This window comes from Candidatus Desulfofervidus auxilii, assembly GCF_001577525.1.
In the GTDB taxonomy this organism is placed as follows: Bacteria; Desulfobacterota; Desulfofervidia; order Desulfofervidales; family Desulfofervidaceae; genus Desulfofervidus; species Desulfofervidus auxilii.
Window position 1 is genome coordinate 2,038,562 of record NZ_CP013015.1, and the last position, 22,619, is coordinate 2,061,180.

Here is a 22,619-nt window from a genome sequence, read left to right on the forward strand (position 1 = left end):
TTTTGTCATTGGGATTTTGGGCTTGATTTGACATTTGAGCTTTGTCATTTGTCATTTTAAGATTTAATAAAATTAGGGGTTTGGTCTCCACATTTGACATTAAACTGGTCTGTCTGATTCATATGCGTAAAGCGTGAGGCGTAAAGCGTGAGGTGTAAGGAGTTTTTTAACACTTTACTTTTAACGCTTTACTCTTTACGGCTTTTTCTTTTAAAGTTATTACTGTTTTGAGGAACTTACCTTACCTTTTTAGAAAGCTTTTAAAAATTCTGGGAAAGTTCTGTAATAAAATACTTGACAAATTTTTTAAAAATGGTTTAGTACCTATTATACCTTTGACTGGGATTATAAAGATGGCAAATTATTCTACAAAGGAATTTTTGAGAAAAATTGGAGTCTCTGAATCTACTTTGAGAAGATGGCTCTCAGAGAATAGAATTCCTCAATTGAACAATGTAAAAAGGGATTGGAAAGGCTGGAGAATCTGGCAAGATGAACATGTTGAGGCAGTCTTGGAATATAAAAATAGGAAGTGGTTGTCATTTAAAAAGAAGGGGGAAAAATGAAAACCTTAATAGCAGTATTGGTGCTTATTCTTATGGTATTTTTTAACATTTCTGTAGTTTTTGCAGGAGGTTTTCTAATATACACTCAGGATGCTGCGGCTACTGGAATGGCCTGTGCCTATACGGCCCAGGTAGATAGGCCTTCAGCAGTATTTTATAACCCTGCTGGCATGAATCAATTAGAAGGGAATAGTATGTCTACAGGTGGTTCAATCATTGTTCCAAGGACTACTTATAATAGTTTTGATACAGGTCACGAAACGGAAATGAATCACCACACCTATTTTGCCCCTAATTTTTTTATTACCCATAAAATAAGTGATAAATTAGCTGCTGGGTTTGGATTCTTTTGCCTTTTTGGACTTACTACTGATTGGCCTGAGGACTGGGAGGGGCGGTTTATTGCTACATATACTAAACTTAAAACTTATTTCTTAAATCCTGCTATCTCCTGGCAAGTTCACCCTAGGCTTTCTCTGGCAGTGGGATTTGATTATGTCTTTTCCAATGTAGAGATGAAAAGGGCAATCAATCTTTCTGAAGAGATAGGTATTCCAGGCCTACCTGAGGGAAGAAGTAGAGTAAAAGGTGATGGAGAAGGTCAGGGATTTAATCTGGGTTTATTGTATCATATTACAGATAATATAGATTTGGGGATTTCATATCGAAGCAGGATAGATATAAACTATGATGGGGATGCGCAGTTCAATATACCTGCTACTGGCATAGGTGCTATTGACCCTTTACTAGCAAATACATTTCAAAATGGCGATGTTTTTATTGATAATATTGATTTGCCTTCTATTTTAGCTGTTGGACTTTCAACCACTATGATTAAAAATTGGACATTTGAATTTGATTTTTATTGGGTCAACTGGTCAACTTTTAACAAAATATCTGCTGATTTTAAAAATCCAAATACTCCAGATGTAATCATTCCAAGGGATTGGCATGACTCGCTTTTTTATAGCTTGGGTGCTAAATATCAATTGAATAAATCAATAGTATTAAGGGGAGGTTATATGTTCCGCAACACCCCAATTCCCAGTAAAACCTTTGATCCCATCCTGCCAGATGCAGACAATCATATAGTTACCATAGGGGCTGGCTATACCAGAGGTGGTTTAAGTATTGACCTTTCCTATATGGCTTTAATCTATAAAGATAGGGCTATACACACAAATATACCCGGGCAGAATGGAAAGTATGAAACGTTTTGTAGTCTTATTGCTGTTACTTTACAATATGTATTATAGTGTAAGGCATGGCTAAATTAAAGACAAAAATATGAGGAAAAGAAGGGTAGTAATCACCGGCCTGGGTGTAATAGCACCCAATGGGATTGGGAAGGATGCCTTCTGGAAAGCACTGAAAGAAGGCAAATCAGGGATTACAAAGATAACCAGGTTTGACGTTTCTTCTTATTCATCACAAATCGCTGGAGAAATTAATGATTTTGACCCTACAGACTTTATGAGTCCTAAAAGTGCCAGGAGAATGGATAGATTCGCTCAATTGGCGGTGGCTGCTTCAAAGATGGCATTAGAAGATTCAGGATTAATCATCAATGGAAGAAATAATAAAAAAATAGGAATTATAATGGGCACAGCCTTGGCTGGAATGCCTTATGCCGAGTTTCAACATTCTATTTTTATGGAGAAAGGCCTAAATAGAATAGACCCCTTGCTAGCTACAAGACTCTTTGGAGGAGAAGCTTCTTCTCAAACTTCTATTGAGTTGGGAATCAAAGGACCGTGTGCCACTCTATCCACAACTTGTGCCGCGGGGACAGATGCTATTGGATATGCTTTGATGCTAATTAGAAACAGTATAGCAGATGTAGTGATAGCAGGTGGTGCTGAAGCTCCTTTAGCACCAATGACTTTTGGTGCTTTTTGCAGACTAGGTGTAATGTCTCAAATGAATAATAATCCTCAAAAGGCAAGCCGGCCCTTTGACAAAAATCGTGATGGCTTTGTAATGAGCGAGGGAGCAGGGGCGGTTATATTAGAGGAACTTGAGCATGCATTGAAGAGAAATGCTCATATTTATGCCGAGTTAGTAGGATATGGTGCAACCTCCGATGCATTTCATATGACCAGAGCTTCTGATGATGCAGAAGGAATCGTGAGGGCAATAAGAATGGCTTTAAAAGATGCAAGAGTAGATACTGAGAAAATTGATTATATAAATGCCCATGGCACTTCAACCACACTCGGTGATAAAATAGAAACACTTGCCTTTAAGAAAATATTTGGCCCTTATGCCTATAAAATACCTATTAGTTCAACTAAATCAATGATTGGACACCCACTGGGGGGAGGAGGGGCTATAGAAGCAGTAGCGTCGGTTTTAACTATAGAACATGAGTTTATTCATCCAACCATCAACTATGAAATTCCAGACCCTGATTGTGACTTAAATTATGTTCCAAACAAAGGTATAAAAGCTAAGGTAAAATTTGTATTGTCAAATTCTTTGGGCTTTGGTTCAAGAAATGCAGCCATAATAATCAAAAAATACTCAGGAGCATAAATTGAAAACACTAGTAACTGGTGCTACAGGATTCATTGGAACTCATTTAGTAAAGGCCCTAGTTGAGAAAGGAAGAGATGTAAGGTGTCTAGTTAGAAAGACTAGCAATACAACATACTTGAAAAAGCTAGGAGTAGAACTTGTTTATGGTGATTTGCTTGATAGAGATTCGCTTAAAGGCATTGTTAAAGGTGTTAATATTGTATATCACCTGGCCGGTGAGGTTTACTCCCCAAAAAGCAGTGGTTATTACAAGGTTAATGTGAATGGGACTAAAAACCTTCTAGAAATGTGCCTTGGTGAGAAGATTGAAAAGTTTGTTTACTTTAGTAGTATTGCCGCTGTAGGACCCAATCCAAAGCAAGGTATTTTATTGAATGAAAAAAGTCCTTGTAAACCCATAACCCCTTATGGTAAAAGTAAATACCTGGTGGAAAAACTTATATCGATGTTTTCAAAAAAGTATACATTACCCGCAACAATCATAAGATTGCCAACAGTATATGGGCCTGGTGTAAGCACTAGCTCCCGCGTGTTCACTATGTTAGAGCTAATCAAAAGAGGACTATTTAGAATCATTGGAAATGGCAATAATGTGATAAGCCTGTGCTATATTGATAACCTCATTAATGGGATTTTGTTGATAGATAGAAAGACACAAAACACAAATTATACAATATATTTTTTAGCCGATCAAAAACCTCGCACAATCAGAGAAATAGCCGAGAAAATAGCGATGGAGTTGGATACAAAGGTATCTCGGTTTTATATACCTGTTTGGGTAGCAAGTATAGCTACATTAGTTTTTCCAGCTTTTAAAAAGTGGGGAAACAAATTTCCTACTTCCCTTAGGGATATGATAAGAGAAATACCCAATAGCTGGGCATGCGACATCTCTAAAGCCAGACAGGAATTGAAATATGACCCCATGGTAGATTTTGATGAAGGAATAAGAAGGACTGTTATATGGTATAAAGAAAAATATGGCTGAGTCACATGCATTAAACATCCCATTTACTATATTATTCGTGTTATTTATGGTGATAATGGCTATCCACCGGATACATAGCACCTTTTTTGAACAAAGAGAAAAAGGTGGTAAAATTGAGAAAAAATGGACCTTATATGCTTTGACTACAGCCCACTTTATAGTCGGGATAGGAACAACAATAGAATATTTTTGGGTTAGGCGAGAAATAAACTACATAGTTTCTGGTATAGGGTTAGGCATGTTTTCTGTAGCACTAGCTGGCAGAAATTGGGCTACTCGGACATTAGGGAAACTTCATAGTCCACATATTGAAATTAAAAAAAAACATCAGCTCATAAAAAAAGGACCCTATAAATATTTAAGGCACCCATACTATTCAAGTGTTATATTTGAAATTTTGGGTGTCCCACTTATTCCTAATTCATACTATGCCTTTTGTTTAGCTTTGCTGGTCTATATTCCCTTGTTATTCCTTAGAGTATGGTTTGAAGAAAAAGTCATGGCACAAACATTTGGAGAAGAATATCAACAATATAAAAAAGAAGTCCCCGCATTCTTACCTATTAGAAAAAGGTAAAATATGAGTGTCTTTGCAATATCAGCTTTAATGACGGCGTTTGTTAGCTTAGGTTTAGGAATTTATGTCTATATTGGCGGTAGGGGAAAACACTTAAGTAAAATATGGTTTTTTTTGAGTTTATCCATAAGTATTTGGAGTTTTGGGGTGGGCATGATGGTATTGAGCCAGGAGTATGAGACAGCTCTGTTATGGTCTCGTTTTCTGTATATTGGAGCGATTTTTATACCTATCTTATATCTTCATTTTGTTCTAACCTTCTTACAAGATACTACTAAAAGAAAAATAATTTGGGGAGGTTACATTTTAGGTATCATTTTCTTACTACTAGATTCTACAAACTTATTCGTGAAAGATATAAGGCCCATTCTTTCTTTCAAATATTACCCGGTACCTGGCAAGATATATCCTTATTTTGTATTAACGTTTTTTGGATATGTTGGCTATGCACTAAGTCGACTAATAAAGGCGCAAAGAACATCTACCGGCTTAAAACAACAACAGCTAAGCTATATTTTGTTAGCATCGGCTATCGGATTCTTTGGAGGTTCAACGACTTTCCTACCAGTTTTTCATATAGAAATTTACCCTTACGGGAATTTCCTTGTCATCTTTTATGCTATCATAATCACATATGCTATTACTAGAGTCCATTTGATGGATTTAGAAATTATAATAAAAAAAGGTGTTTACATCTTCTTTCTAAGTTTCATTTTTGTTTCTTCCATTTATTTAATTCTTACGTCAAGATTGTTCCAAAAGCAATTTATAGAAATGACCCCTTTTTTGTTTATATCTTTAGTGACAAGTTTTCTTGCTTTATTTCTAGGAGTTTTTGTTTTTTTAAAAAACCCTAAAAAAGAAGTTAATGTGACATGGGTTTTGTTATCTCTAAGCATAGCTTTGTGGGCCTTCTCTTTGGGCGTAATGTCTGTGATTTCCGATAATACATCAGCCCTATATTGGTCTCGTATGGCCAATTATGGTGCGGTATTAATTCCTGTGTTTTATTTACATTTTATTCTTGCTTTCTTAAATAATATTACAAAAACCAAAAAAAAACTTCTTTATTTTGCCTATTTTCTAGGAGGAATATTTCTGTTAGCAAATTTTAAAGAATTTCTCGTAATAGATGTTAAACCTAACTTTTTCTCAAAAAATTATACAGTTCCTGGTAGGATATATCCTTACTTTCTCCTAATGTTTGCTGGCTCAGTTGGCTTGGCATGGTATGAATTGCTTAGAAAGTATCAACAATCTTCAGGATTAGCCAAAAATCAGATTAAGTACGTTTTAATTGCCTCAATGATCGCATTTCCGGGTGGCTCATCTACGTTCTTACCTGCTTATGGCATTAATGTATACCCTTACGGTTATTATGTCACTTTTTTATATGTAATCCTCGTAACCTACGCCATTGTCAAATACCAACTCATGGACATAAACATTGTAATCAAAAAAGGGACGGTTTATACCTATCTGTCATTCTTAATATTGGTCCCTTGCATGGTTTTTATTATTTTTGCCCAGAGGTTTTTCTTTGGTAAAATAAATTATGTTTTTTCTTCTTTAGTTTTTGTAGTGCTTTTTTTATCTGCCATTGTTTTCAGTAAAACCAAGTTTAAGGCGGAGAGATTTATAGAAAGAACTCTATTTAAAAGAAAATATGAATACAAAAAAACCTTAACTAAATTGAGCAAAATAGTAATTTCCTTTTTAGATGAAAAGGAGTTGTTTAAAAAAACAAGCAACATTTTCATTCAGGATTTAGAGATAGAAAGTATTTCTTTTTTTCTCCTAGATAGAAGGAAAGGAGCTTACATTCTTCGGGCATTTAGAGAACTAAGTCCTAAAATAAAAAAACTTCCCAAAGATGACATATTTTTTAAGTGGCTAAAAGAAGATGGGCAAATTATTGTAAAGGAAGAATTAGAAAGGTTTATAGATGACCCCAAAAATAAGCTTATAGTAGAAAGATTGAACTCTATGGAATCAGAGGTATGCATCCCATTAATTACCAGAGGTGAATTAATTGGCCTTATAAATTTAGGTAAAAAAAGAAGCGGAGATATGTACTCCCATGAAGACTTAGAACTACTTGCTAATTTTGCCAATCAGGCAGCTGTTGCCTTGGAAAATGCCAGATTATATGAAGATATGAAGAAGACTCAATTACTTATGCGTCGAACTGATCGGCTGGCTGCCCTTGGTTCCTTAACCGCAGGCCTGGCTCATGAAATTAGAAATCCATTGGTGGCAGTTAATACATTTCTCCAACTCTTGCCTGAAAGGTTTGAAGATAAAGAATTTCGTGAAGAGTTTCTAAAATTGACCACTTCTGAAGTAGAAAGGGTCACCAATTTGGTCAACAACCTTTTAGATTTTGCAAGACCTTCAGAACCCAAGTTAAATAAGACAGATGTGAATGAAATTATTGAAAAGGTAATTGCTCTTATTAGGGTGGCAGCCAAGAAAAAAAGGGTTATCATTAATACCAAACTAGAAAAAATTCCCCAAGTGATGTTAGATGAAGAGCAAATTAAACAGGTATTTTTAAATATTCTTTTGAATGCTATAGAGGCTATACCCAACGAAGGAACTATATGGGTAGGGAGCAGAAGCATGCAAAAAAATGGACTGGAGTATGTGCAAGTGGAAATAGAAGATACAGGAAAGGGCATTCCTAAGAGAATATTAGACCATATCTTTGACCCATTTTTTACTACTAAGGAGAAGGGTAGTGGTTTGGGATTGTCTATTTCTCACCAAATCGTCCAAGAACACAATGGATTTATAGAAGTTAAAAGTATATTAGGAAAAGGCACCACTTTTTTTGTAAATCTGCCATGTAGAAAATAAATTATAGCAAAATGGATATGCGCTGGACCGCCAGATGAAACAGAGAATTTTAGTAATTGATGAATCAGTTAGTGTGAGGAATTTTTTTAAAACTATCCTCAGTGATAAGTATCATGTAATTGTCTCTGATTTTAAAGAAGAAACATTTATTTTAGTAAAAAGTGAGGATATCAGTCTGGTTATCTTGGGAATAATTCAACCCATTTATAAAAAAATGACCTTTTTGAGGAGGTTGCTTTTAATCAACAAAACTTTAGCCATTCTTTTGGTAGGAGATGAGCATATAAAGGATGAAATATCCAAAATTATGGATTATGAACTCATGGATTTTCTTACCAAACCCGGAAGTGCATATGAGCTAACTAAAAAGGTAGAACGTTTACTCCTCCGTCGAGATATTCTGCGGTCAGGAATTTCTAAAGAAAAAGAGTCCAAAGAGCTCATTAAGTATTTGAAGATTTATGAATCTCCTATACTTGGAGACCCTATAAAGCAACAGATTAGAGTGGCCTTGGATAACAACCTACCGGTTTTAATCACTGGAGAAAAAGGGGTAGGCAAAGAAATTACAGCCAAGATCATCCACTGGAATGGACCTCACAAAGGGGGAAAATGGATTAAAATTAATTGTTCTAATATTAACTCTCTACCAGAGATTTTCACAGAAAAAACCAAGGTTGAATATGGCACTGTATATCTTGAGCAAATAGAAAGGCTAGACACAAAATGGCAGATAGTGCTTAGAGAATTTATTGAGGAAGGTTTGAATAACAATATTAGAGTAATTGCGGCTACCTCTGTCAATCTTCAAGAAAAAAAGGAAAAGGAAGAATTTGATAGTCACCTATTTTATCAATTGAGTATTATACCTATCCATCTCCTCCCTTTAAGAGAGAGAAAGGAAGACATTCCTGCCATTGCAGACTATTTTTTAAAGGAGGTAAGACAGAAGGCAAATATAAGAGCAAAGGAGTTCTCCCTTGATGCCTTAGAAGTCTTACAGAATTACTGGTGGCCTGGAAACCTAACAGAACTGAAAAGTGTGGTTGTTCGCAGTGCTATTTTTTCAAAAGAAGAAGAAATTTCAGGTTCACAACTACTTTTTAGTCCAAAGGTTTTCCCTTCTCATAAAAAACCATGGGAAAGTGAGGATATATTATCTGTTGAAACTCTAGCGGTAAAACTGGCTCATAAAATCAAAAATCCCTTAGTGGCTATAAAAACCTTTGCTCAGCTCCTTCCTGAAATGTATGAAGATAATGGTTTTCGCAACCAATTCTATCAAGTAGTGAATGAAAGTGCAGATAGGATTAACTACCTCGTAGAAAGAATTCTCAAATATGGAGAAATGACCTCTCCCAATGCTACTATTACCGAACTTCAACCCATTTTACATAGACTTTTAGGAGAATTAGAAGATGTTGAGGTTCAAAAGGAATTTGCTCATTTATCAGATAGGGTATGGATTGACCAAGAACATTTTTCTTTTATCTTTGATGGAATTATAAAAAGCATCACATCTTCTTTGCCTAAAAATAGCCCATTGATTATCAGAACACATGATTTTGAGCCTGACGAAGAAGAGAAAAAAACCTTTGCTGATTTAGGTTTTCCTTCTAAAAAAGGAATACGCCTTGAAATATCCTATCCTAGAGTTACAAATGAAATTGATTTAGAGTTAATTATAGCCAAGAGGGCTATGGCGCGGTTAGGAAGTATGAAAATTAAAAAAAGCGAACAAGAAAATACCATTGTGATAAAATTACCTGGGATTCAAACATGAGAATGCCCAAAATATTAGTAGTAGATGACGAACTTTCGGCTAGAGAGTCATTAAGAATGATTTTAAGTAAGGATTATAAACTTCTTCTGGCTTCTTCAGGCCAAGAGGCATTTCAAATTATGCAAAAAGAAGAATGTGATATTGTCCTCTTGGACATTCTCATGCCTGGTATGGACGGTTTTGAAATTCTCAAAGAAATGCGAAAAACCTATCCACACCTAACCATTATCATGATTACCGCAGTGGATACTGCCAAGGCAGCGTTAGAGGCCATAAATTTAGGTGCGTATCATTATATCACCAAACCATTTGATGTCCATGAAATTAAATCCATTGTAAAAAAGGCCCTTTCTGAAAAATTGGTTTCCTATACTACCCCTCAAATCATAGGAAAGAGCAGGGAGATAAAGGAAGTCTTAGATATAGTAAAAAGGATTTCCCAAAGTAAGGCTCCGGTATTAATTCTTGGGGAAAGCGGAACAGGAAAGGAACTAATAGCCCGTGCTATTCACTTCCAAAGTCCGCGTAAACATAAACCATTTATAGTGATGAATTGTGCTGCCATTCCGGATAATTTGATTGAAAGTGAGCTTTTCGGCTATGAAAAAGGAGCATTTACAGATGCTAAAGAAAGAAGGCTAGGTAGATTTGAATTAGCTGATGGCGGAACATTATTCATGGATGAGATAGCTGACCTGAGCCCAAGCACTCAAGCCAAAGTGCTCAGATTCCTGCAATTTCAGGAATTTATGAGAGTTGGAGGGAGTAAAACCATAAAAATAAATGTAAGGTTTATTGCAGCTACTAATAAGGACCTGAAGAAGGCAGTGCAAGATGGAAAATTCAGGGAAGACCTTTATTACCGCATTAAAGTAATTCCTATTTACATACCACCTTTGAGAGAAAGAAAGGAAGACATTCCTCTGTTAGTCAACCACTTCATCAAAAAAATTAGTCAAAAGGAGAAAAAGGAAATTAAAGGTATTTCTAAAGAGGCCTTAGATTATTTTATTAGATATGATTGGCCTGGAAATGTCAGAGAGTTAGAAAATATGGTTGAACGTATAATAGCCTTTTCAACCAGCGACTTTATCACAGAAGAGGATTTACCAGAGGAATTGAAACTGGCGAAACCGTCGAAGCTCATTCCCTCAAGGTTAAAAGATAATAAAATGAGTCTACTTCAAGCTGAGAAAGAATTGGAAAGGGCTTTAATCATGAATGCTTTAAAAAAAGCTAATTTTGTGCAGACCAAGGCTGCTCAAATATTGGGAATATCCAGAAGAATCTTAAAATATAAAATGGACAAGCTAAATATCAAATTTCCCAATGATATTAAAAATCTTCCAAATGAATATTAATAACGTAGCGACCCCCCTTAGGATGGACAAACCCGTTCTGTATCAAAAAAGATTTTTACTTTAGAGGTAGTTTTATAGTAAAAGTGCTTCCCTTTCCTAACTCACTTTTTACATCAATAATGCCACCATGTTTCTCAATGATTCCATAACTAACAAAAAGACCCAAACCCGTGCCTTTTCCTGCTTCTTTAGTTGTATAAAAAGGTGCAAAAATGTGGTCTAAATCTTCAGAGGCTATACCGCGTCCATTATCTTTAAAAGAAATTTCAAGGTAATCTTTCTCAGGCAAATATTGCACAGTTATTTCTAAAATTCCCTCCACATCCATAGCTTCTATGGCATTTATGGTCAAATTAGTGAAAACTTGCTCTAATTGATCTGTGTCTCCATATATTTCGGGTAGTTCTGGTGGGAATGTCATTTGTATTTTAATAGCCTTCTTTTTGATTTTATATTCTAAAAAATTTAATACATTGAGGACTGACTTTTTGACATTTACCTTTTCCTTTTTTTCGGTCTCTCTCCTTGAAAAATCAAGAAGATGCCTGAGCATTGAAGAAACTTTATCTAATGATTCCTTAACACGCATAATCCTCTCTGCCAGCTTGGGTTCTAATGCTTCTTGTTGTAACAATATTAAATCTATGTTCCCAATGGCCGGAGTAATCACATTATTGATTTCGTGAGCCATACTAGCTGCCAATTGACCTGTTAAAGCCATCCTAGCAGACCTCACCAGTTGTTCTTTAGTTAAGTCTAATTGAACGGCTTTCTCTCTTTCCTTCTTAAAAATCTTGGCCAGGTCTTGGGCATACCTCAAAGTTTGTTTTTCCATTATTTCCAATTCTTTTTTCAGTTTTTCTACTGATTCTTCAGATCTTGCATACATATTTAAAAACATACCATAATAATTCTCAAAATACAACAAAAAATTTGCAGAATGAGACAAAGATGCCCCAAAAATTTATGTCTTGCTTGGTGATTCTGGATTGAAAACTATTTTTATAAGGAAATAGCCATTTTAGCGGCTAATTTTATGGCTTCTACCAAGCTATGTTCATCAGCAATGCCCTTTCCCGCAATATCATAAGCCGTGCCGTGGTCAACTGAGGTGCGGATAATGGGCAAGCCCATGGTTACATTTACTCCGTCCTTAAAATGCAAAAGTTTAAAAGGGATTAATCCCTGGTCATGATACATGGAGATTACTACATTATAATGTCCTTCTTTGGCCCAATAAAAGAGGGTATCTGGGGGAAATGGTCCTTCTACATTAAATCCTTTTGCTTTAGCTTTTTTAACCGCCGGTATGATCATTTTTATCTCTTCCTGACCCATTAAACCTGCTTCTCCAGCATGGGGATTGAGACCAGCTACGGCCATAAGGGGTTTTTTTATTTTTAATCTGTTTTCAAAAAAATGATGGGTAAGCTCTATCAAATCAAGGAGTTTTTCCTGATTAATTAATTGGGGCACATCTTTTAAAGGCACATGAATAGTAGCAAGCACTACCCTCAATTTCTCTCCTACAAATAGCATGGCATAGCGTTTAGTATCAGTTAACTCTGCTAATAATTCAGTATGTCCCGAAAAAGGGATACCTGAGGCATTAATTAGGGCCTTATTGACAGGACAGGTTACTATACCATCTACCTTTTTTTCTAAGGCCAGAGAAACGGCTGTTTTAATATAATGAACCGCTGCTTTACCTACTGCTGGTGAAGGCTGTCCATAAATCAAGTCCCTTTCATCTAAATGAGAGACAGGAAATAGAAAAATGGTGCCTGGAGCGGAGGCAGCTTTTTCCTCCCAAGGTGGAGGCACTAATTTTATTTGTTTTTTACATATATAAGCTGCCTTTTCTAATGCCCCTTTATCCCCAATGACTACTAATTGGCAAGATTGATAAATATCTCTGTGATATGAAGCCTTGATTACAATCTCAGGCCCAATTCCACATACATCTCCCAGCGTAATGGCCAAACAAATTGGTTTCATAGTCTATTTTGGTTTAAAAGACTCCTTTAATTTTTTCTGAATTTGGTCAGAAAGGCTGCGAATGTGAATATCTCTTTGGGGAAATGGAATTTCAATCCCTGCCTCAGAAAGTTTTTGATATAAATTAAAGTAGTAATCACTTATGAGTTCCTTAGTAGATTTTCTTAATCTGTGCATACGACACCATACAATTAGACTGAAATCAAGAGAACTATCTCCAAAGCCAGTAAATAACACCTTGGTTTTATGTTGTTTGTCTTCTGAGGTAAGAGGGGTTTCTTGAGCCACTTCATAGGCCACTTTAGCCACCTGTTGAGGGTCACTGCCATAAGCTACCCCAAAGGGAATATGCAATCTCCGCCAGTCATCATCATAGGTCCAAGTAGTCACCCGATTAGAGATAAACTCAGCATTAGGGACAATTACATCTAAGCCATCATATGTCCTGATTACCGTAGAACGCATGTTAATCCTTTTGATTTCTCCTGTAAGGTTTCCTCCCACTTCCACAATATCACCCACTTTTATGGCTCGTTCGGAGAGGAGAATAATGCCACTTATAAAATTATTGGCAATGGTCTGTAAGCCAAATCCTATTCCCACACCCAATGCTCCAAGGATAATGGTGATTTGACTGATATCAACTCCTATTACAGAAAGGGCAATAATGAACACAATAAATATCCCTAAATAATAACCCAGCGTGATAAGAGAGATAAAACGGGAATAAAGTTCAGGGCTTCTATTTGAAAGTATTTGCTCAAACCGCCGTTTCACCCATTTTAAAACATAAAGGCCAATCACTAAGGTAATCAGAAATTTTATTAAAGTGGCCAAAGAAAATGGAGTTTTGCCTATGGTGATAATAGGAGAATAAATGATGTTCTTTATTTTACTCCCTGTTGTAATACCTTGGTCTCGAAACCAAACATAGATTTTTTCTTGCAAATTAGATTTTATCTTTATTAAATCAGGTAGAATACTTATTTCAAATATAGCTATATGGTTATTTTCTTGATTAGTTAAATTGGCCAAAGTGGGAGAAAAGGGAGATAATATTACTAAAATAGCAAAACATATAACCAATATAGCTTTTTTCACATTTGAGATTATAGATAATTTAAGAAAAAAAACAATATTATCTATATAAACAGTTAGAACTTCGTCAAAGTAATTTTAACGGAGATCCAAATGATAAGCACACCTGTCTGCCGACAGGCAGGATGGCTCAATGCAGAATGCAAATTGAAAAATGCAAAATCGCCTTCTGTCAAATTGGAACGTTAGCACGTTTGCACGTTAGAATTGGGAATTAGGAACTGGGAATTGGGAATTTCTATTTTCTGTTTTCTATTTTCTTAACTGTATCTTGTAGGTTTGACCTCAATTCCACTACATTTGGCTATTTCATTCCCTCACTATTTCACTACTCACTGATTTAATGTTTTGGCATTTAGACATTTGGATTTCATTTGGCATTTGGATTTTGAAATTTGGATTTTTTAGACCATATTTAAACGTTTGTCCTTTTTGTTAAATTACTTATGGCCTGACTTTAACATAGTCCTATATAAACAGTTTGATGCTGCTTATTAAGATGGAAGCTTAAGCAGAATCCTGTCTCTAAGAAAAAATGCGAAGCCAGGAAAGAATAGGTTTAGTAAGTTAGATGAAAAGCTCCTAAAACAGCCTTTCCAGCATAGTATTCTTGGTTAAAAATTTTTACCGCTTCTTTAGTGGGTAAAGTTATTATCTTAATACCCCTTTCCTTTAATTTCTCTTGTAAAACTGGGGTAGGCTTCAATAAGCCACACGTCCCGGTTCCAATAATTAGTATTTCTACATCTTTCTTTAAAAAGCACGATAAATCTCTCCAGTCTATTTTATACCTTTCTTTTCGCCACCAGAAAGGACAAACTTTATTTTTGGCTATGACTACATCTTGGGAATAAGTTTTCCCATTGATCACTATATGGCCAAAACGAAATTCTTTAATCACCACAAGGCCTGAAACTCCTTCTATGAAGATAACAAAGCCCATAGTTTTTTATGGCCTGTTTATGTTCCGCTGTAGGATAACCCTTATTTTTCTTTAAATTATATTGGGGGAATAGGTCATGATAGGCAATCATAACCTGATCCCGATACACTTTGGCCACAATGGAGGCAGCAGCAATAGAGATACTTTGGCTATCTCCATGTTTTAGACAAATTTGGGGCAAAGAGACATTAACTTTATATAAACCATCAATAAGTAAATAATCAGGACGGGTTTTTAAACTAAGAATAGCACGCCGCATGGCCTCTAAAGATGCTTGAAGGATATTAAGACTATCTATCTCTTCAGGCATGCAAATTCCAATACTGATAGCCACTGCCTTTTTAAAAATTTCTATTAAGCATTTTTCTCTAGCTTGAGGGGATAACTTTTTGGAATCATTTACACCATTCAATTTCACTCGAGGTGGTAAAATGACAGTTGCTGCCACTACTGGACCGGCGAGACAACCTCGTCCTGCCTCATCTACCCCTGCCAAATAATTATAACCATTTTGCCACAAAATCTCTTCATGTTCTAAGGTAGGAAACATCACAGTCCTTTCTCCTCCAAACGAGTTGCTTTTCCCTTTAATTCACGCAAATAATAAAGTTTGGCCCTTCTTACTTTTCCCCGAAAGGTAACTTCTATTTTTTCTATAGTGGGAGAAAACAGGGGGAAGGTTTTCTCTACGCCTACTCCATAGGAAACCTTTCTTACCGTAAAGGTGGTGCCTGTGCCAGAACCCCTTTTTCTAATTACTACTCCTTTAAATACCTGAATACGTTGTTTCCCTTCTTCTGTAATACGTTGATAAACCTTAACTGTATTTCCTGGTTCAATAGGTGGCAAATCAAGACGCATGTGCTCTTTTTCAATCATCTGGATGACATCCATTTTCTCCTCCTAAAAGCCTGTCTAAAATAATAGCCGCGGCAGTTCTCACCGAAAGATGATTATAGCTGCCCATGCCATAGATGGGTTTTAAAACATAATTTGATTGAGAAATCAAGTCCTCAGTCAATCCCCAGGCTGTGCCAAAGAGGATAAGAAATGGAGATTTTTTTTCTCTAAGAAGTAGCCTAGCTTGAGCATAGTCTAAATTATAATTATCATAACAGGCAGAAGTAGCTATTGTTTGGGGTGTTTTGTTCCATTTATCTCTTATAAAGGAAATTGCATCTTCTAGGCCATATACACAATGAATAAGATATAAAGGTGGTTTTCGCCTAGGGTTGTATTTTCCTCCATACCCCTTTAACCAATGGGCCAAAAATCTCTGGACAAGGGCATGTTGGTCTTCTAAAGGGTTAATAATGAAATAACCTCCCAATTCATAAGTCTTAGCCAACCTGGCAATATCATGAAGATTTATTGTGGCTACCGCGGAAATGACTACTTCTTTATGTTTGTTGTAAACAGGATAATGAACTAAGCCAATATATATGTGATAGTTATTCATGAAATATTTGCTCACAAACTCTTTTTAAAAATTCTTTGTCTTCCTCAGTCAAATGGGCTTTAGGTAGCAAATCGGGCCGCAAAAGCAAGGTGCGAAGGAGCATTTGTCGTCTCCGCCACTCCGTAATGTTTTTATGATGTCCTGAAAGCAAAATTTCAGGCACTTTATGTCCTGCGTATTCTGCAGGTCTGGTATATTGGGGATATTCTAAAAGACCTTCCCTAAAAGACTCTTCTTCTAGTGATTGTGGCTTCCCTATTACCCCAGGTAGTAGTCTAGCCACAGCATCTATAATACATAGGGCTGCTGGTTCACCACCAGTAAGAATAAAGTCTCCTAAAGAGATCTCATCATCAATAAAATATCTCACTCGCTGATCTACATCCTCATAATGACCACAAATAAGCACCAGATGTGTCTTTTGGCTAAGTTCACCAGCTAAAATCTGATTAAACAACCTACCTTGGGGAGAAAGGAGAGTGACCCAAGCCTCTGAGTTATCTTCTTTTATACTTTTAATGGCCCTTATAATAGGTTCTGGCTTCATTACCATGCCCCTTCCACCTCCATAAGGAGTATCATCAGTCATCTTGTGTTTTCCTGTAGCAAAATTTCTAATGTTAATTACCTCTACTTTGATTCTCTGATGCTTAATAGCCTTTCCTAAAATGCTTGTCTTTAAAGGAGAGGAAAAGAAATCAGGGAATAAAGTAAGCACTGTAAAACGCATAGAAATTACTGAAATAAACTAGCAGTTTTAGATTGGAATTTTTTCATCTGAACCGTAATAAACTCTTGAAGTTCTGGTAATTCCATCTTCACAATATTTTCTGGGGTGTCACAGGCAATAATTTTCCCTGAGCTAAGAACAGCTATTTTATCAGCTATGGCAAAAATATTAGGCACATCATGAGTAACAATAATACTGGTAACACCAAGTCTTTTTTCCATATTTAAGATTAACTCATAGATAGAGGCAGTAGTAATAGGGTCAAGACCGGTAGTAGGTTCATCATAGACCAAGATTTCAGGCTCTAAGGCAATGGCCCTAGCTAGACCCACGCGTTTTTTCATACCACCAGAAAGCTCATTGGGCATTTTGTTTCCAAATTCAGATAACCCCACTAATTCTAGTTTTTGTCTGACGATTTCTCTTAGCTTTTTTTCAGACAACTTTAAGTGTTCTCTTAAAGGAAAGGCTACATTTTCTTCTACGGTTAAAGAATCAAAAAGAGCTGATTCTTGAAAAAGAAAACCAAATTTACGACGGATTTTTTTGAGTAGTTTTTCATCTACCTTAGTAATATCTATCCCATCGATAAAAATGTGGCCTTTATCAGGCTTAAGCAAACCTACCACATGTTTTATCAAAACCGTTTTCCCACTGCCGCTTTTACCAATAATGGCGGTAATCTCTCCTTTATTAATAGTGAGATTGACACCTCTTAATACTTCTAATTTGCCAAATTTCTTATATAAATTCTCAATTTTTATCATTAATATCAAAAATACTAGATTTTGACCCCTTTGACAAGATAATTTTTAATTTTTATCTCTCCAATGAGATATCATCCAAAAAGCAAACGCGGATTTTGGGTACCAATTTAACCTTGCCAAAAGGTTTATTTTAAAGTAGATTTTAACTATGTTTTTTCCGCCCCTGTTACTTTTATTTATCTTTCTTTTCTTCTTTATCTGGGTTTTTCTGTTTGGCTTTCTTCATTTAGGTTTAATAGGCTATGCCTTCAGTAAAATTGGCATTTCGGCTGATTACATGATGTCGCTTTTACTCTTATCTCTATTAGGGAGTTTTATTAATATTCCTGTAAAAAAAATACCTAACAATCAACTAGTCATAAAAGAAGTAATAACATATTGGGGATTTAGAGTAAAAATACCTTGCTATCAACCAAATTATACTATTATTGCTATCAATGTAGGTGGGGCAATTATTCCTGTGTTAATCTCTCTATATCTCATAGGCCAGTTTGGTCATATTTTTCAAACTATCATAGCAGTAACTGTTGTCAGTATGGTAACCCATCGTTTTGCTCAGCCTGTTCCTGGGCTAGGAATAACCTTGCCTTTATTTATCCCTCCAATCATTTCTGCCTTAATCGCCATTATCCTTGCCCCAAACCATGCGCCTGCTTTGGCTTATATTGCCGGCACCTTAGGTACCCTTATTGGAGCTGACTTAATGAATTTAAAAAAGATTGAGGCCTTAGGGGCACCAGTAGCTTCTATTGGAGGAGCAGGAACATTTGACGGCATTTTTTTTACTGGTATCTTAGCTGTATTATTGGCTTAATATGCATCACAAATCATATTTTCTAGGAATAGTTTTTCCTTTTATTATTTTTCAATTTTTGCAGACACCATTTTATAAAACCCTATCAGAATTACATCTAACCCAAAAATTTAATGGTATTTCCTATTTTAGCCCTGATGGAAACTGGGGAGGGGAAAAATTAGGAGGCCAATTTAATCTTGAATTAAAAAAAAGAAAAAATTTAAACATAAATCTCCAGTTATCCGTTCAAACAGGACAATTTTTATTTGATAAATGGTTTTTTGATTGGCAAAAAACACCCATTAGCTTTCAAATACAGGGAACACTGACCAATAATACCTTTATTTTAAAAAACGGATATATAGATTTTGCCTCGTATCTCAATCTCCTTATTCAAGGAAAAACAAATTTAGAGCCACCATCAGTTCATTTTAAAAAAATAATTTTAGACATTAAAGATGCAGCTCAAGCCTTTTCTATATTTATAAAACAACCATTAAATACCATTTATCCTGTAATTGATAAAATAGATGTAGAAGGAAAGATGCACCTAGAGGCAGATGACTTTTGTTTTTCACCTTTAGGTGGTCAAATTCAAAGTTGTTTTACAGGAAATATTACCTTACCCCATTTAAAGTTAAAAGACACCATTGTTTCTCTTCCTTTATTTTATAATGTCTCAGGGGAAAAACAGGGATTTTTGAAAATAAACAAGATTTTATTTCTCCAACAAGAAGTGGAAAATGTTAATTTACCTCTATTAGCCAAAAAAAATCTGCTTATTTTAATGCAACCTGTCCATATTAGCCTGAGTAAAGGTCATATCTTTATCCACGCCTTAAAAGTTAACTTCTTGCCATTTTTGTTAAAAGGGAACCTTTCCCTAGAAGGTTTAAATTTTAAAAATTCCTCTTTTTCTTTCCATATACACGCTGATAAATTCAACTTTACATTAACACCCAATATTTTTAAAGCCGAAGGTGAAATAGCTATTTATATATGGGATGGTAAGGTAATCATAAAAAATTTGGAGATTTATAATCTTTCTTCTCCTTTTCCCAAAATCAAAGCTGATATCCTTTTTGAGGACATTGATTTAGCTCAAGTATCTGAGTATTCCGCCTTTGGGGAAATGAGCGGTGTAGTCAAGGGGTATATTAAAAACCTGGTAATAGTTAATGGGCAGCCAGAGGCCTTTGATTTACTGATAGAAAGTGTGAAAAAGAAAAATAAAAAACAAATGATCACCTTGACTGCTATCAATAATATTTCTATTCTAGCGCAGGGGGCTCCTATCAGTGTAAGCTGGTTTTTACCCAAAAAATTTCCTTATAGAAAGATTGGTATAAAGTGCACCTTAAAAAATGACCAGTTTGCCATTCATGGATTGATGAAGCAAAATGGTATAGAGTATCTTGTTAAAAGAGGGTTATTTGGTATAAATGTAGTCAATCGTTCCCCTGGGCAAGTGGTAGCTTTTAAGGATATGTTAGAAAGGTTCAAAAAAATTAGCAGGAGGTAAAAAATGAAAGTGAAGTTTGGGAGTATTTTATTTTTTACAATTTTTTTTATGGCTTGTGTAACGGTAAATATCTATTTCCCTGCCGCCAAAGTTGAGAAAGCAGCAGAAGAAATTGTAAAGGAAGTACGCCAACAAAGCCCTAAAAAGGAACAAAAGCTTAAAAAAGAAGAAAAGTCTCCTCCTGAATCTGAGTTACATAAATGGCAATTTGTAAATTGTGCTTATGCTCAAGAAGGTGTACTGGAAGTCTCTACTGCCTCTATTCGAGCCTTAAAAACAGCTATCAAAAAGCGATTTCCCAAACTCATTCCTTATTTTCAAAAAGGGATTATAGGAGAAAACAATAGGGGTCTTTTAGAAATAAAATCCTGGCAAGGGGTGTCATTAGCAAAAAGGGCCAAAGTGAAACAGCTGGTAGAAGCGGAAAACAAAGACAGAACCAATCTTTATCAAGAAGTAGCCAAAAATATGGGTATTGACCCTAGTCAACTAGGAAAGGTCCAGAAGATTTTTGCTAAACAGTGGCAAAAAACTGCTCCTTCTGGCACCTGGATACAGACAGAAGATGGAAAGTGGGTAAGAAAATAAAAAAGCCCCGCTTATGCGGGGCTTTTAACCTTATTAATATTCAGGCATACCACCAGGAGGCATACCTGGAGCAGCCTCTTTCTTTTCTTCTGGTTTTTCCGCTACCATGGCTTCGGTGGTAAGCAACAATCCGGCAATGCTAGCAGCATTCTGTAAAGCAGTTCTAGTCACCTTTGTAGGGTCAATAATACCACTTGACATCAAGTTCTCAAATTGTCCCGTGGCAGCATTAAAGCCATAATCATCCTTCCCTGCTTTTACTTTTTCTACAATAACCGAACCTTCATAACCTGCATTATTGGCAATTTGGCGCAGCGGTTCTTCAATAGCCCGCATCACAATTTTTATGCCTGCTTTTTCATCTAAATCTTTAGTTTCATCCTCCAGTTTCTGCAATACAGGTAAAGTCCGGATCAGCGTTACTCCACCACCAGGAACAATCCCTTCTTCTACTGCTGCTTTAGTAGCATTAAGGGCATCTTCTACCCTGGCTTTTTTCTCTTTCATTTCTACTTCAGTAGCTGCTCCCACTCTAATTACAGCCACACCTCCAACCAGTTTGGCTAATCTTTCCTGAAGTTTTTCTCTGTCATAATCAGAAGTAGTTTCTTCTATTTGAACTCTAATCTGCTTGATTCGGGCCTCAATGTCTTCTTTCCTGCCCGCACCATCAATGATAGTAGTATTATCTTTATCAATGACTACTTTTCTGGCTCTACCCAAATCATTCAAAGTAACGCTTTCCAGCTTAATCCCTAACTCCTCAGAAACCATTTGACCACCAGTTAGGATAGCAATATCTTGAAGCATGGCCTTTCTTCTCTCTCCAAAGCCAGGAGCCTTGACCGCTGCACAATGGAGGGTCCCTCTTAATTTATTAATAACCAAGGTGGCCAATGCTTCCCCTTCTACATCCTCAGCAATAATTAACAAAGGTTTGCCAGACCTAGCCACTGATTCCAATAATGGCACCAAATCTTTCATATTACTGATTTTCTTTTCATGAATCAGGATGTAAGGGTCCTCAAGATGCGTCTCCATTTTCTCTGCATCAGTCACGAAATAAGGAGAAATATAACCACGGTCAAATTGCATACCCTCTACTACCTCTAAAGTAGTCTCAATACCTTTGGCCTCTTCTACTGTGATTACACCCTCTTTACCTACTTTTTCCATGGCCTCAGCAATAATATCTCCTACACTGCTATCGTTATTAGCAGAAATAGTGCCTACTTGGGCAATTTCTTTCTTTTCATGACAAGGCTTACTCATTTTTTTCATTTCTTCCACTACCGTTTCTACTGCCTTATCAATACCTCTTTTCAATATCATAGGGTTGCTTCCCGCAGCTACCATCTTGGCTCCTTCTTTAAATATTGCTTGAGCGATAATGGTAGCTGTAGTGGTGCCATCGCCTGCAACATCACTGGTCTTACTGGCTACTTCCTTTACCATCTGGGCACCCATGTTTTCAAACTTGTCTTTTAACTCAATTTCTTTAGCCACTGTAACTCCATCTTTAGTGATTTGAGGTGCACCGAAGGTCTTCTCCAAAATGACATTCCTTCCTTTAGGTCCTAAAGTTACCTTTACAGCATTAGTTAGGGTATCAACACCCTTAATAATGGCCTCTCTCGCATGAACGCTGTATTTAATTTCTTTAGCTGCCATAGCTCCCTCCTTTATATATTTTTATTATTCTTCAATCACGCCTAAAATATCATCTTCTCTCATAATGAGATGTTCTACATCTCCAATCTTTATTTCTGTCCCTGCATACTTACTAAAAATTATTTTATCTCCAGCTTTCACAGACATAGGAACCTTTTGTCCATTATCCAAGACCCTGCCTTCTCCTACAGCAATCACTTCACCCTTAATAGGTTTTTCTTTGGCGGTATCAGGAATAATAATTCCGCCTTTGGTTTTAGCTTCTTCTTCAATCCTTTTGACAAGAACACGATCATGCAATGGTCTAATCTTCATCACTCCAACCTCCTTTCAGTTATTAGCACTCAACAAAGATGAGTGCTAGTTATATATAAA

At 36.1% G+C, this 22,619-nt stretch carries 22 protein-coding genes; 11 read left to right on the top strand and 11 right to left on the bottom strand.

Translation table 11 applies throughout. The annotated features are described in order from the left end of the window. The first annotated feature begins 353 nt into the window (after nucleotides 1–353). From HS1_RS13190 to HS1_RS10210, 8 genes are read left to right on the top strand one after another with little or no spacing between them, the layout of a single operon-like run. Nucleotides 354–566 carry a MerR family transcriptional regulator gene (locus tag HS1_RS13190; RefSeq protein WP_156469451.1) on the top strand — a complete coding sequence of 71 codons (213 nt, stop codon included), beginning with the start codon at nucleotides 354–356 and terminating at the stop codon, nucleotides 564–566. Further along, nucleotides 563–1,822, top strand: a complete 1,260-nt coding sequence (locus tag HS1_RS10180) for an OmpP1/FadL family transporter (protein ID WP_066064883.1) — start codon at nucleotides 563–565, stop codon at nucleotides 1,820–1,822. The genes HS1_RS13190 and HS1_RS10180 overlap by 4 nt, the downstream gene beginning before the upstream one ends. 31 nt (nucleotides 1,823–1,853) lie before the next feature. Continuing rightward, entirely contained in the window at nucleotides 1,854–3,101 is a 1,248-nt protein-coding gene (fabF, locus tag HS1_RS10185) for a beta-ketoacyl-ACP synthase II (RefSeq protein WP_066064886.1), read from the top strand. A 1-nt stretch (nucleotide 3,102) separates the two neighbouring features. Continuing rightward, complete coding sequence (locus HS1_RS10190) at nucleotides 3,103–4,092, top strand: NAD-dependent epimerase/dehydratase family protein (protein ID WP_066064889.1); 990 nt, start codon at nucleotides 3,103–3,105, stop codon at nucleotides 4,090–4,092. Then, complete coding sequence (locus HS1_RS10195) at nucleotides 4,085–4,669, top strand: methyltransferase family protein (RefSeq protein WP_066064892.1); 585 nt, start codon at nucleotides 4,085–4,087, stop codon at nucleotides 4,667–4,669. The genes HS1_RS10190 and HS1_RS10195 overlap by 8 nt, the downstream gene beginning before the upstream one ends. A 3-nt stretch (nucleotides 4,670–4,672) precedes the next feature. Next, the gene (locus HS1_RS10200) at nucleotides 4,673–7,528 is read left to right on the top strand and encodes a histidine kinase N-terminal 7TM domain-containing protein (protein ID WP_066064895.1); all 2,856 of its coding nucleotides are present in this window, start codon (nucleotides 4,673–4,675) and stop codon (nucleotides 7,526–7,528) included. A gap of 34 nt (nucleotides 7,529–7,562) precedes the next feature. Next, on the top strand, nucleotides 7,563–9,311 hold the full coding sequence (locus HS1_RS10205) for an ATP-binding response regulator (RefSeq protein WP_066064898.1): 1,749 nt from the start codon (nucleotides 7,563–7,565) through the stop codon (nucleotides 9,309–9,311). A gap of 2 nt (nucleotides 9,312–9,313) precedes the next feature. Beyond that, nucleotides 9,314–10,672: a sigma-54-dependent transcriptional regulator gene (locus HS1_RS10210; protein ID WP_082757873.1), complete on the top strand. Its 1,359-nt coding sequence runs from the start codon at nucleotides 9,314–9,316 to the stop codon at nucleotides 10,670–10,672. A 55-nt stretch (nucleotides 10,673–10,727) separates the two neighbouring features. Here HS1_RS10210 and HS1_RS10215 read toward each other — a convergent pair whose 3' ends face one another. The 9 genes from HS1_RS10215 to HS1_RS10255 all read right to left on the bottom strand — a co-directional run bounded on the left by HS1_RS10215 (nucleotide 10,728) and on the right by HS1_RS10255 (nucleotide 17,667). Next, nucleotides 10,728–11,561, bottom strand: a complete 834-nt coding sequence (locus tag HS1_RS10215; RefSeq protein ID WP_172793680.1) for a sensor histidine kinase — start codon at nucleotides 11,559–11,561, stop codon at nucleotides 10,728–10,730. Between the two features lie 113 nt (nucleotides 11,562–11,674). Then, nucleotides 11,675–12,670, bottom strand: a complete 996-nt coding sequence (gene pdxA / locus HS1_RS10220) for a 4-hydroxythreonine-4-phosphate dehydrogenase PdxA (protein WP_066064906.1) — start codon at nucleotides 12,668–12,670, stop codon at nucleotides 11,675–11,677. 3 nt (nucleotides 12,671–12,673) lie between these two features. Beyond that, the gene (locus tag HS1_RS10225) at nucleotides 12,674–13,771 is read right to left on the bottom strand and encodes a mechanosensitive ion channel family protein (protein ID WP_066064908.1); all 1,098 of its coding nucleotides are present in this window, start codon (nucleotides 13,769–13,771) and stop codon (nucleotides 12,674–12,676) included. 556 nt (nucleotides 13,772–14,327) lie between these two features. After that, nucleotides 14,328–14,669 (bottom strand): MTH938/NDUFAF3 family protein, encoded by a 342-nt coding sequence (locus HS1_RS10230; protein ID WP_172793681.1) that lies wholly within the window; start codon nucleotides 14,667–14,669, stop codon nucleotides 14,328–14,330. Further along, complete coding sequence (locus HS1_RS10235) at nucleotides 14,662–15,261, bottom strand: ribonuclease HII (RefSeq protein ID WP_066064914.1); 600 nt, start codon at nucleotides 15,259–15,261, stop codon at nucleotides 14,662–14,664. Before HS1_RS10235 ends, HS1_RS10230 begins: the two co-directional genes overlap by 8 nt. Continuing rightward, nucleotides 15,261–15,605 (bottom strand): 50S ribosomal protein L19, encoded by a 345-nt coding sequence (gene rplS / locus HS1_RS10240; RefSeq protein WP_066064916.1) that lies wholly within the window; start codon nucleotides 15,603–15,605, stop codon nucleotides 15,261–15,263. The genes HS1_RS10235 and rplS overlap by 1 nt, the downstream gene beginning before the upstream one ends. Next, entirely contained in the window at nucleotides 15,583–16,185 is a 603-nt protein-coding gene (locus HS1_RS10245) for an RNA methyltransferase (RefSeq protein WP_156469452.1), read from the bottom strand. The genes rplS and HS1_RS10245 overlap by 23 nt, the downstream gene beginning before the upstream one ends. Further along, a complete protein-coding gene (gene trmD / locus HS1_RS10250; protein WP_066064923.1) occupies nucleotides 16,163–16,900 on the bottom strand; it encodes a tRNA (guanosine(37)-N1)-methyltransferase TrmD in 738 nt (245 codons plus the stop codon). Before trmD ends, HS1_RS10245 begins: the two co-directional genes overlap by 23 nt. 5 nt (nucleotides 16,901–16,905) lie before the next feature. Continuing rightward, on the bottom strand, nucleotides 16,906–17,667 hold the full coding sequence (locus HS1_RS10255) for an ABC transporter ATP-binding protein (RefSeq protein WP_066064925.1): 762 nt from the start codon (nucleotides 17,665–17,667) through the stop codon (nucleotides 16,906–16,908). A gap of 148 nt (nucleotides 17,668–17,815) precedes the next feature. Here HS1_RS10255 and HS1_RS10260 point away from each other — a divergent pair, with 148 nt between their 5' ends. From HS1_RS10260 to HS1_RS10270, 3 genes are read left to right on the top strand one after another with little or no spacing between them, the layout of a single operon-like run. Continuing rightward, nucleotides 17,816–18,481, top strand: a complete 666-nt coding sequence (locus HS1_RS10260; protein WP_066064928.1) for a DUF1614 domain-containing protein — start codon at nucleotides 17,816–17,818, stop codon at nucleotides 18,479–18,481. A 1-nt stretch (nucleotide 18,482) separates the two neighbouring features. Further along, the gene (locus HS1_RS10265; protein WP_066064932.1) at nucleotides 18,483–19,985 is read left to right on the top strand and encodes a hypothetical protein; all 1,503 of its coding nucleotides are present in this window, start codon (nucleotides 18,483–18,485) and stop codon (nucleotides 19,983–19,985) included. A gap of 3 nt (nucleotides 19,986–19,988) precedes the next feature. Beyond that, on the top strand, nucleotides 19,989–20,573 hold the full coding sequence (locus HS1_RS10270; RefSeq protein ID WP_066064933.1) for a YdbL family probable chaperone protein: 585 nt from the start codon (nucleotides 19,989–19,991) through the stop codon (nucleotides 20,571–20,573). A 33-nt stretch (nucleotides 20,574–20,606) separates the two neighbouring features. On the opposite strand, the gene groL is transcribed toward HS1_RS10270, so the two are convergent. Next, nucleotides 20,607–22,244, bottom strand: a complete 1,638-nt coding sequence (gene groL / locus HS1_RS10275) for a chaperonin GroEL (protein WP_066064936.1) — start codon at nucleotides 22,242–22,244, stop codon at nucleotides 20,607–20,609. Between the two features lie 24 nt (nucleotides 22,245–22,268). Beyond that, nucleotides 22,269–22,559 carry a co-chaperone GroES gene (gene groES, locus HS1_RS10280; protein ID WP_172793682.1) on the bottom strand — a complete coding sequence of 97 codons (291 nt, stop codon included), beginning with the start codon at nucleotides 22,557–22,559 and terminating at the stop codon, nucleotides 22,269–22,271. Nucleotides 22,560–22,619: the final 60 nt, after the last annotated feature.

What these genes read in the sequence shown, in the direction of transcription:
- groES (WP_172793682.1), bottom strand. Translation starts at nt 22,559, where the DNA reads ATGAAGATTAGACCATTGCATGATCGTGTTCTTGTCAAAAGGATTGAA.
- HS1_RS10215 (WP_172793680.1), bottom strand. Translation starts at nt 11,561, where the DNA reads ATGTATGCAAGATCTGAAGAATCAGTAGAAAAACTGAAAAAAGAATTG.
- HS1_RS10265 (WP_066064932.1), top strand. Translation starts at nt 18,483, where the DNA reads ATGCATCACAAATCATATTTTCTAGGAATAGTTTTTCCTTTTATTATT.
- HS1_RS13190 (WP_156469451.1), top strand. Translation starts at nt 354, where the DNA reads ATGGCAAATTATTCTACAAAGGAATTTTTGAGAAAAATTGGAGTCTCT.
- rplS (WP_066064916.1), bottom strand. Translation starts at nt 15,605, where the DNA reads ATGGATGTCATCCAGATGATTGAAAAAGAGCACATGCGTCTTGATTTG.
- HS1_RS10195 (WP_066064892.1), top strand. Translation starts at nt 4,085, where the DNA reads ATGGCTGAGTCACATGCATTAAACATCCCATTTACTATATTATTCGTG.
- groL (WP_066064936.1), bottom strand. Translation starts at nt 22,244, where the DNA reads ATGGCAGCTAAAGAAATTAAATACAGCGTTCATGCGAGAGAGGCCATT.
- fabF (WP_066064886.1), top strand. Translation starts at nt 1,854, where the DNA reads ATGAGGAAAAGAAGGGTAGTAATCACCGGCCTGGGTGTAATAGCACCC.
- HS1_RS10270 (WP_066064933.1), top strand. Translation starts at nt 19,989, where the DNA reads ATGAAAGTGAAGTTTGGGAGTATTTTATTTTTTACAATTTTTTTTATG.
- HS1_RS10210 (WP_082757873.1), top strand. Translation starts at nt 9,314, where the DNA reads ATGCCCAAAATATTAGTAGTAGATGACGAACTTTCGGCTAGAGAGTCA.
- pdxA (WP_066064906.1), bottom strand. Translation starts at nt 12,670, where the DNA reads ATGAAACCAATTTGTTTGGCCATTACGCTGGGAGATGTATGTGGAATT.
- HS1_RS10180 (WP_066064883.1), top strand. Translation starts at nt 563, where the DNA reads ATGAAAACCTTAATAGCAGTATTGGTGCTTATTCTTATGGTATTTTTT.
- trmD (WP_066064923.1), bottom strand. Translation starts at nt 16,900, where the DNA reads ATGCGTTTTACAGTGCTTACTTTATTCCCTGATTTCTTTTCCTCTCCT.
- HS1_RS10200 (WP_066064895.1), top strand. Translation starts at nt 4,673, where the DNA reads ATGAGTGTCTTTGCAATATCAGCTTTAATGACGGCGTTTGTTAGCTTA.
- HS1_RS10235 (WP_066064914.1), bottom strand. Translation starts at nt 15,261, where the DNA reads ATGTTTCCTACCTTAGAACATGAAGAGATTTTGTGGCAAAATGGTTAT.
- HS1_RS10260 (WP_066064928.1), top strand. Translation starts at nt 17,816, where the DNA reads ATGTTTTTTCCGCCCCTGTTACTTTTATTTATCTTTCTTTTCTTCTTT.
- HS1_RS10255 (WP_066064925.1), bottom strand. Translation starts at nt 17,667, where the DNA reads ATGATAAAAATTGAGAATTTATATAAGAAATTTGGCAAATTAGAAGTA.
- HS1_RS10205 (WP_066064898.1), top strand. Translation starts at nt 7,563, where the DNA reads ATGAAACAGAGAATTTTAGTAATTGATGAATCAGTTAGTGTGAGGAAT.